At 45.6% G+C, this 9116-nt stretch carries 8 protein-coding genes; 2 read left to right on the top strand and 6 right to left on the bottom strand.

Features of this window, described 5'->3' with window-relative positions:
* Positions 1 to 2: 2 nt before the first annotated feature.
* The 4 genes from ABDK92_07265 to ABDK92_07250 are packed head-to-tail and all read right to left on the bottom strand — an operon-like array spanning position 3 to position 3307.
* Entirely contained in the window at positions 3 to 230 is a 228-nt protein-coding gene (locus tag ABDK92_07265; GenBank protein MEN3186420.1) for a NifU family protein, read from the bottom strand.
* Positions 231 to 279: 49 nt separating this feature from the next.
* Positions 280 to 1536 (bottom strand): serine hydroxymethyltransferase, encoded by a 1257-nt coding sequence (gene glyA, locus ABDK92_07260; protein MEN3186419.1) that lies wholly within the window; start codon positions 1534 to 1536, stop codon positions 280 to 282.
* Between the two features lie 8 nt (positions 1537 to 1544).
* Positions 1545 to 2045: a 3-isopropylmalate dehydratase small subunit gene (locus ABDK92_07255; protein MEN3186418.1), complete on the bottom strand. Its 501-nt coding sequence runs from the start codon at positions 2043 to 2045 to the stop codon at positions 1545 to 1547.
* A 5-nt stretch (positions 2046 to 2050) separates the two neighbouring features.
* On the bottom strand, positions 2051 to 3307 hold the full coding sequence (locus ABDK92_07250; GenBank protein MEN3186417.1) for a 3-isopropylmalate dehydratase large subunit: 1257 nt from the start codon (positions 3305 to 3307) through the stop codon (positions 2051 to 2053).
* 80 nt (positions 3308 to 3387) lie between these two features.
* On the opposite strand from ABDK92_07250, the gene nadE reads away from it, so the two are divergent.
* A complete protein-coding gene (gene nadE, locus ABDK92_07245; protein MEN3186416.1) occupies positions 3388 to 4110 on the top strand; it encodes an NAD(+) synthase in 723 nt (240 codons plus the stop codon).
* Here nadE and polX read toward each other — a convergent pair.
* Positions 4094 to 5836, bottom strand: coding sequence for a DNA polymerase/3'-5' exonuclease PolX (gene polX, locus ABDK92_07240; GenBank protein ID MEN3186415.1), 1743 nt, complete (start codon positions 5834 to 5836; stop codon positions 4094 to 4096). The genes nadE and polX overlap by 17 nt on opposite strands.
* Before the next feature lie 50 nt (positions 5837 to 5886).
* Here polX and ABDK92_07235 point away from each other — a divergent pair, with 50 nt between their 5' ends.
* A complete protein-coding gene (locus tag ABDK92_07235; protein MEN3186414.1) occupies positions 5887 to 8028 on the top strand; it encodes a lytic transglycosylase domain-containing protein in 2142 nt (713 codons plus the stop codon).
* Here the strand turns inward: ABDK92_07235 and ABDK92_07230 are convergent.
* Positions 8025 to 9116 carry an aldose 1-epimerase family protein gene (locus ABDK92_07230; GenBank protein ID MEN3186413.1) on the bottom strand — a complete coding sequence of 364 codons (1092 nt, stop codon included), beginning with the start codon at positions 9114 to 9116 and terminating at the stop codon, positions 8025 to 8027. The two genes, ABDK92_07235 and ABDK92_07230, sit on opposite strands and share 4 nt — an antisense overlap.

Below are 9116 nucleotides of genomic sequence, written 5' to 3'. Positions count from 1 at the left end.
TTTTAGGGTGAAAAGACCTGCTCGACTGATTTTACTTCGGGAACTTCCTCTTTCACTACCCTTTCAATTCCATCTTTCAGGGTAATCATCGACATAGGGCAGGCGCCACACATTCCTTTCAATCGAACTTTCACCACCCCGTCGACGATATCCACAAGTTCGACATCGCCACCTTCAAACCGTAGATAACCCCTGACCTTCTCCAGAGCTTTTTCAACTTTGTCTCGCATTTGGGTAACCCCCATTTACTGTTTTATTATTACACATTAAAACCATTTTTCACGGTTTTATTCCGATATTGGGATAAAGAGGGAATTGCGTACACAACCTTTTCACTTCTTTTTTGATTCTCTCTATCTCTTCGGAGTCATTTCTGTCCTTAAGAGTTTCATCAATAAGCGAAGCAATGATTCTCATTTCTTTCTCACCCATACCCCTGGTTGTGCAAGCAGGGGTCCCAATCCTGATACCACTTGTTACTGTGGGCTTCTCTGGGTCAAATGGAATGGCGTTTTTATTCACCGTTATCCCCACATTGTCCAGAATGGCTTCCGCTTCCCTTCCATTTAAGCCTTTATTGCGCAAATCAATCAGCATCAAGTGGGTATCGGTTCCTCCAGAAACTAAACGATAACCACGGTTTTGCAATTCCTTAGCCAGCGCTTTGGCATTTTGAACAACTTTTTTCTGATATACCAGAAATTCCGAAGAAGCCGCCTCCTTGAGTGCCACAGCTTTTGCGGCGATAACATGCATAAGTGGCCCACCCTGCGTACCGGGAAAGATAGCTTTATCAATCGCTCGAGCAAATTCCTGCTTACAGAAAATCATTCCCCCTCGTGGTCCTCGCAGGGTTTTGTGAGTCGTGGTGGTCACAAAATGAGCATACGGGACAGGAGAAGGATGAACTTTAGCCGCTACCAGACCCGCAATGTGAGCCATATCAACCATGAAAAGTGCTCCAACCTGGTCACAAATAGCTCGAATCCGTTCGAAATCGATAAAACGGGGGTATGCACTGGCCCCAGCAACAATGAGTCGAGGACGATAGCTTTTCGCTTTCCTTTCTAAAGCTTCATAATCAATGGTTTCGGTTTCTTCGTCAACACCATAGGGGACAAATTGATACAGAATACCAGAAAAATTGACCCTGCTTCCATGGGTTAGATGCCCTCCATGAGCAAGGTCCATCCCCATAACAACGTCGTTCGGTTGTAAAACCGAAAAGTAAACCGCCATATTGGCCTGGGAACCAGAATGAGGTTGAACGTTCACATGTTCAGCACCATAAATTCCTTTCGCTCTTTCTATGGCAATTTCCTCAACCCGATCAACAAATTCACACCCTCCATAGTATCTTCGCTCCGGATATCCCTCAGCATATTTATTGGTGAGGATGGAACCCTGAGCTTGCATCACGGCCGGACTAGCGAAATTTTCCGAAGCAATGAGCTCCAAGGTGTTCCTTTCTCGCTCTAGTTCGTACATAATCCAACGATACACTTCCGGATCTTCTTCTGCCAGGTAATCCCACATCGGCCCTCTTAAACCCCCCGAAAAGTACCGTACTTTTTAAAGTAGTTCACTAAACCCCCTTCACTGAGGATATCAATCATCACCTGGGGAAGCGGTCTTGCTTTAATGACTGTTCCCTGAGTGATATCACGAATGGTGCCAGTCAAAAGATTAACTGTAAGCTCATCATTATCCTGAATATCCTTTGTATCACATTCTAAGACCAGGAGGCCACAATTAATGGCATTACGAAAGAAGATGCGGGCAAAAGACTGGGCCAGAATTCCGCGTATCCCGGCAGCCAGAAGAGCTCGGGGAGCCTGTTCTCGAGAGGAACCACAACCAAAGTTCTTTCCAGCAACAATAAAATCTCCCGGCTTAACTTTTTGATAAAACTCCGGATCAATGTCTTCCATAACGTGTTTAGCAAGTTCATTCATGTCCAGAGTCTTAAATTTATACTTGCCCGATATGATATAGTCGGTGTTGATATCATCAGCAAACTTGTGCGCAATGCCTCGAAGTTCCATGGTTTTCACCTCAAATACTTTCTGGGGTCAGCTATTTTCCCCTCAATGGCTGAAGCGGCCACAGTGGCCGGAGAAGCAAGGTAGATAAATGCTTCAGCATTACCCATACGACCTTTAAAGTTTCGGTTGGCCGTCGAGATCACGTTCCATCCATCCCCGGGAACACCCTGATGCGTTCCCACGCAGGGACCACACCCTGGGGTCACAAAGATTCCTCCTGCTTTCACAATTTCTTCCACCCATCCCATGGTAAGTGCCTGTAAAAATACCTCTCGCGAAGCCGGCGCAACAATGAGTCGCACGTCCTGATGTACTCTTTGTCCCGCCAAAATTCGAGCTGCTACTTCCAGATCTTTTGCTCTTCCATTGGTACAGGTTCCGATAAATGCTTGCCGAACCGGTATTTCTTGGAGTTCGGTAATGGATTTTACTGTATCAACCCTGTGCGGCAAGGCTACCTGGGGAGTCAATGATGAACAATCGATATCGATGGTCTCCACATACGAAGCGTCAACATCCGGAAGTACCGGCTCAAAGGACCGTTTAGTCCTCCTCTTGAGCCAGATAAAAACTTTTTCATCGGGAATCATCAGCCCCGCCTTTGCTCCCACCTCAACAGCCATGTTCGAAATAGTCAAACGTTCCTCCACTTCCAGACTTTCAATAACTGGTCCATGGAACTCTATTGCTCGATACGTTGCTCCATCGGCCCCAAGCTGTGAAGCAATGTAGAGGATCACATCTTTGGAAAAAACTCCCTCTGGAAGTTTTCCCCAGAGGTTAATGCGGAGCGTTTCTGGCACCTTGAACCAAAGTTTGCCCGAAGCCATAGCAACTGCAAGTTCTGTGCTCCCCACACCGGTGGAAAAAGCTCCTAATGCCCCATAGGTGCAGGTATGAGAATCTGCTCCCACTACCAGGTCTCCTGGTAATACCAACCCTCGGGCAACCATCAATTCATGACAAACTCCTTCTCCTACTTCGAAAACCCGGATACCAAATTTTTGCGCGAATGCCCTCATACGGTCGTGAAGGCGAGACACCGACTCCATGGGGCTGGGAGCGTTGTGGTCGATGACGAAAAAAATCTTTTCCGGATCAAAAACTTTCTGAGCATTCATTTCTTCGAACGATTGAATGGCTAAAGGTGTCGTTCCATCCTGCCCCATAACCAAATCAATTGGGGCAATCACCAAATCCCCGGCTCTGGTCTCTTTTCCCACCTTTTTTTCAAAAATTTTCTCGGCCATCGTTTTACCCATGTTTCTACGCCCCTTACTTGACTTTGTTTGCTCACCATAATACATTAGTTTACTGAAAAAAGTCAATTGAGGAGGACGATATGGAAAACTGGGAAAAAGAAACTGAGCGAATTGCTTCCTGGATGCGCGAACAAACAAAAGAAGCGGGAGCAAAAGGGCTTGTGTTCGGTATGAGCGGGGGCATCGATTCTTCGGTGGTAGCCGTTTTGGCTCAGAAAACCTTTGGTCAAGAAACCCTCGGTATCCTTATGCCCTGCTATAGCACTCCTCAGGATTTAGAAGACGCTCTGGAAGTAACCAATCGGTTCTCCATTCCCCATCGAGTTGTGCCTCTTGAAAAGCCTTTTGATACGATTTTAGAAGTGCTGGATGAGACAAAAGAAAACCGCGATCTCCCAGTGGTCAATTTAAAGCCACGCCTGCGCATGTGTATCCTCTACTATTTTGCCAATAAACTGAACTACTTAGTATGCGGTTCCTCAAATCGGAGCGAAATCACTGTAGGGTATTTTACTAAATATGGAGATGGTGCAGTGGACATTGCCCCCCTTGCTCATCTTACTAAAAATGAAGTACGGTCCCTGGCAAAGTTCCTTGGGATCCCGGAACGAATCATCACCAAAGCTCCATCAGCTGGCCTCTGGCCAGGACAAACCGATGAGGGGGAAATGGGCATTCCTTATGAACAAATTGACCGCTTCATCACTCGAGGAAGTGCCGAAGAACCATATCTCTCCCGAATCCAGACCATGCATAAAAGGAATCAGCATAAATTGCACCCTCCACTTACGCTTCTTCCCTGAACGCCCTTTTTCTCTGGAGGAGCTCCAAAAGTTCCTCCAGAGTTCTCGTATTGATGATATCTTCTTTGGTGAGCCACGCTCTCCGAGCCTGCGCTATTCCATACTCAATGTAGTCTAAAGAGTTCGGATCGTGGGCGTCAGTAGCGATAGAGAGGAGAATGCCATATTCCTCTTTTGCTTTTCTGGCATCTACATCTTTCAAATCTAAGCGTTCTGGTTGAGCGTTAATTTCAAGAAACGTACCCGTTGCCCGAGCAATGGTAAAGAGTGCATTGCAGTGTACTTCGTACGCACTCCTTTTATTAATGAGCCTTCCGGTAGGATGGCTGATAATCTGAACGTATTTATTCTTCATAGCCAGTTCTAAACGCCGCAAAATTTTTTCCTCTTTCTGATTTAGTCCAGAATGTAAACCCGCTACGACCAGTTCCAGGGTTGCCAATTCGGCATCAGGAAAATCAATTGTGCCATCGCTCAAAATGTTAGCTTCAACTCCATTGAGGAGGTACAAGCTTTCTGCTTTGCTATTCCAGCGGACGATTTCTTTTCGTCTTTCCTTAATTTCCTCAGGATTAAGACCGGAAGCCACAGCGAGAGACTGAGTATGATCGCAGATGGCAAGGTATTCATAGCCCTTTTGAAGTGCAGCCTCGGCCATTTCCTCAACGGAAACCATCCCATCGCTCCAGGAGGAGTGGACGTGAAGGTCTCCCCGGATATCGCGCATCTCCACCAAGACCGGTAACTTTTTCTCCAGAGCTTTCTCAATCTCGCCCTGGTCTTCACGCAACTCCGGAGGAATCCACTCCATCCCCAGAACTTCATAGATTTCTTCTTCCCTCTCCCCTCCCACTTTTTCTCCCGTATCGATACGGAATATTCCGTACTCATTGACTTTGAATCCTTTCTTTAACGCTATCTCCCGCAGCTTGATATTATGAGCTTTTGACCCCGTAAAATACTGTAAAGCGGCTCCAAAACTCTTTTCTTCCACCACCCTTAAGTCGACCTGGATTCCCTCCTGGGTAACAATGCTCGTCTTGGTATCACCTCGGGCCAGTACTTCTTTCACCTGGGGAAGCGTAACAAAAACATCCATAACCTGAGCCGGGAAGGAAGAGGCAACCAGAATATCGATATCACCGATGGTTTCTTTCATCCGACGCACACTCCCTGCAGGACTTACTCGGTTAATTCCCGTCTTTTCTTTAATAACTCTCACTACTTCCCTGACGATAGGCAAGGCCTGCCCCAGAAGCATTCTTTCGCTCCTTTTTTTGAATATTTCCATACCTTTAGCAATTTTCTCTTCACTTTTTTCACCCAAGCGTGGCAAGTAACGTAATTTCTTTTCGATAATTGCCCTTTCCAGATCTTCCACGGTTCGAATACCCAATTCATCGTAAAGGAGTTTGGCAATTTTTGGTCCTACCCCCGGAATCTCAGTTAATTCCACAACTTCTATGGGGATCTCTTTGGTCAATTCTTCAAGATAGTTCATTTTTCCAGTTGACAGATACTCACTAATTTTGGTGGCAATACTCTCGCCAACTCCCGGTATCTCCTTTAATTTTCCCTTTGCCCACACTTCCTCTACCGGTTCTGGCCAGGTTTCTACACGTCGAGCGGCTTCCTCGTATGCAACGACTCTGAAACGACTTTCTCCTTTCATCTCTAGGAGGAGGGCGATATTCCGGAGTATCTTTGCAATCTCTTGATTCCTCACTTTCCCACCTCTTTCCAGATTCTTTTTCAATATGGTATCATTCTATACAAATGAAGATAAAGAAGATTCTGATTCTCATTCTGAGTCTTTTTCTATTCTTTGGGTTTTCATTTTTTGAAGAGGTTTCCTCAAAACTCAACGAGAGAATCATCGAACTCTTCAGTCAGGGTCAGTACGAACAGGTGGTCAAGCTCACCCAGTGGGGAAAATGGATTCAAGATGAAAATATCGCCAGTCTTCGGGTCATTGCGCTTTTAAAACTCAAAAAAGGCCAAGAAGCTGAGAGCGAAATCATCTCTCTCTCTAAGAATCCTCCTTTCATTATGGACCACATTTACTACCTGTACCTTGATTATCTTGCCCAAAAAGGAAAAGTCACCAAGATGTCCCTCTGGCTCGAAAAAATGGAAAAAGAATTTCCCGATTCCGTTCTCTTTCCTCAGGCTTATCTTCTCACCGCTAAAGGCTTCTTAAATGAAGATCTTTCCCAAGAAGCGATACCGTTGTTGGTCAGAGTTCTTATGGTTTCCGCTTCTTTAGAAGAGAAACAAGAGGCTTTACTGCTTCTCTCTCAAGCCTTGGCGAAGCTGGAATATTTCCAGGAAACACTTTGGATACTGCAAAAAATTCACCGTGATTTTCCCCGACGTATCGCTGAAGTCAAATCCATACTTCAGTCCATCGTAACTCAAATCGACTTAAGAGAAATGTCTCCTGAGGTTCAGATTGTAACGCTCGAATTCCTTTCTACTATGGGCTTTTATGACCATGCAGAAAGCCTTACCGGTCAGATTGAAGAAAATACCCTGCCATTACCTCTTTGGAAAAGGTTTTTTACTCTTCAGGCCAAAATCGCCCTCCACTTTGAAAATCTCGAAAAGCTGGAAAATATCTTAAAAAAGGCTAAAAAACAGAGCGAAGAGGAAGTTTTATTCTATTGGGGTGTTCTGGAACAGAGAAAAGCCCACTACCCTCAGGCGATTCAGAGCTACAAAAAGGCTTTACAACTCTTTCCTCAGGGGAGATTGACCTTCCAGGTCTACCAAAATATCGCTTCCTGTTACCGAGCCTGGGGGAAAGAAAAAGAGTATCTTGAAACTTTGAACCAAGTTATTGTCCTCTTTCCGCAAGAGACATCTCCGTGGTGGGAACTCTTTCGTTTTCTTTACCGACGAAACCAACGTGCCCAAGCTCAAGAACTCATGAAGAAACTAATCACAGTAAATAACGAAGAAAAAAACCGGGCACTCTTCTGGTTATACAAATTGGGAAACTCCTCCGGAGAGAAAGGGTATCTTGAGGAAATCCTGAAGGGTGGTGACATCGACTATTACTATGTACGAGCCTGGCAGGAGTTGAAGAAGCTGGATCACCATTCACCCAGTATCCCTCTCTCAGAAAACCTGCCAGAACTGAATGGAGACAACACACTTTTTTCGTCTCTACACTGGCGCAAATACTGGTTTTTGCAAAATGTCCGTTTATGGGAAAACGCAGAAATAGAGCTCCTCTCTCTCCATAGAAATCATCACGCTCCACTGGACCTTTATCTCGAACTCAGCTCCTTTTATGAACGTAAAGGTGACTACCGGAGAAGCATCCTCTACGCTCTATACCTCCGAAATCGACTACGAGAAAACCATCCGGAATTTTTCAAACCAATAGAAGTAAGGATTTATCCTCAACGATTCCTCGACCTCACCGAAGAACTCTCCCCTAATCAAAAATTTGACCCCTATCTTTTTCTGTCACTGGTGCGAGCCGAAAGTTTCTTCCAGGTTGACGCCATTTCGCAAGCTGGAGCAGTGGGACTCGCTCAACTTTTACCCTCCACAGCTTTATGGATCATTGAAAAAGGATGGGTTACACTTGAAGAAGACATCCCCTCCAAGGAGAACCCCAATGCCCTCACCTATTTTTTGAGCCGTCCGGAAATCAATCTTTCCCTTGGAGTAGCATACTTCAATTATCTTTTCGATCGTTTCCAAGAGAACCTCTATCTGGCTATCTGCGCCTACAATGCCGGTCCAGGAAGAGTAGATCAATGGAAAAAAGAACTACCTTTGGACGACCTCGACGCCTTCGTCGAATTCATACCCTTCCGCGAGACGCAGAACTACTTGCGACGCATCATAACCAATTACTTTTTCTATTCCATCCTCTATCGAGGAAACTTTCCTGAGAAATTTTAGTCCATTCCCAGATATTTCTTAAATCGCGAAATTTCCTGGTCTCCCTCAACAACACCAATTTCAAGTTTGATTTTTCTGCTCTCCTGAGGCTTCAGAAAACTCAAACGGTCTGCTTCCCGTTCTATTTTTCTCCCCAAGGGGAAACAATTTCCGGGCTCCATGCCCACCACATATTCCCCTTCACCGATCATTTTCCATTCGGTGAAATAAGGAAGAGCCTGGATGTCAAACTTTACATAGACACCTAATCCCATTTGCTCGTTGAGTAGTAACGAAGCCCCATACCCATCTTCCAGAATCTTGGGATAATGGAGATACACTTTTTCGTAATACCCTTTCTGTGGCCCCTGGAAAGTATTCCAATATTCTTTCCCATCCTCAGCCTGTGCATCTCGAGGCACAGTCTTCACAACTGGTAAGAGGAGTGTGCTTCCTTCGTCAAGGATAGGATAGCCAATGTTGATATGGTAGAGAATCATAAAGGGGCTTTCCTGCCATCCGTCATTGAGAATTTCGTCCTCAATATGGATGACTTTTTCTCCTAAGCGGCTGGAAATTCTTCTTCGCATAACCAGCTTATCACCGAAAACAATGGCTTCACGGATTTTCCCGCTTACCTCCATAACGTAGTCATCGCCCTGCCAGTACCCATCCGCCACCAGATTTGACGCCGGAAGATAGGAAACCCTCCCGTGGAGTCCAAGATTTTCCTCTGACATAAAGGGATGCGTTGAAACATCCTGGCAGGGAGCACCAGCGTACGTCAATCCACAGGTATTCATAAGTCCTCCATGAAAACCTCGCAACCACCCCAATCCCTCCGGTTCAAAGAAGAAAGGAGAGAGGTTTTCAGTATGAGAACGCCATCCTATACTCACCCCTTTATAACTGGTCCAGGCAATATCCAGACCCCTGTCAACAAGAACGGTGTATTGAAGGCCACTTCCAGTAACCACATCTACAATCCGGACACCCCGCTCAAGACCATCCTGAAGTTCGGCAACCCTCACCCCTCCGATTTGGGAAATGTGACCTACCCTTTTCAAAAGCGCTTCTTTGGTCATTTCCTTTCCAAAAATAAGAGCCAC

Source organism: Atribacterota bacterium, from assembly GCA_039638595.1.
GTDB classification, from domain to species: Bacteria; Atribacterota; Atribacteria; order Atribacterales; family Caldatribacteriaceae; genus Profundicultor; species Profundicultor thermophilus.
This window is presented reverse-complemented; position numbering and strand designations above follow the sequence as displayed.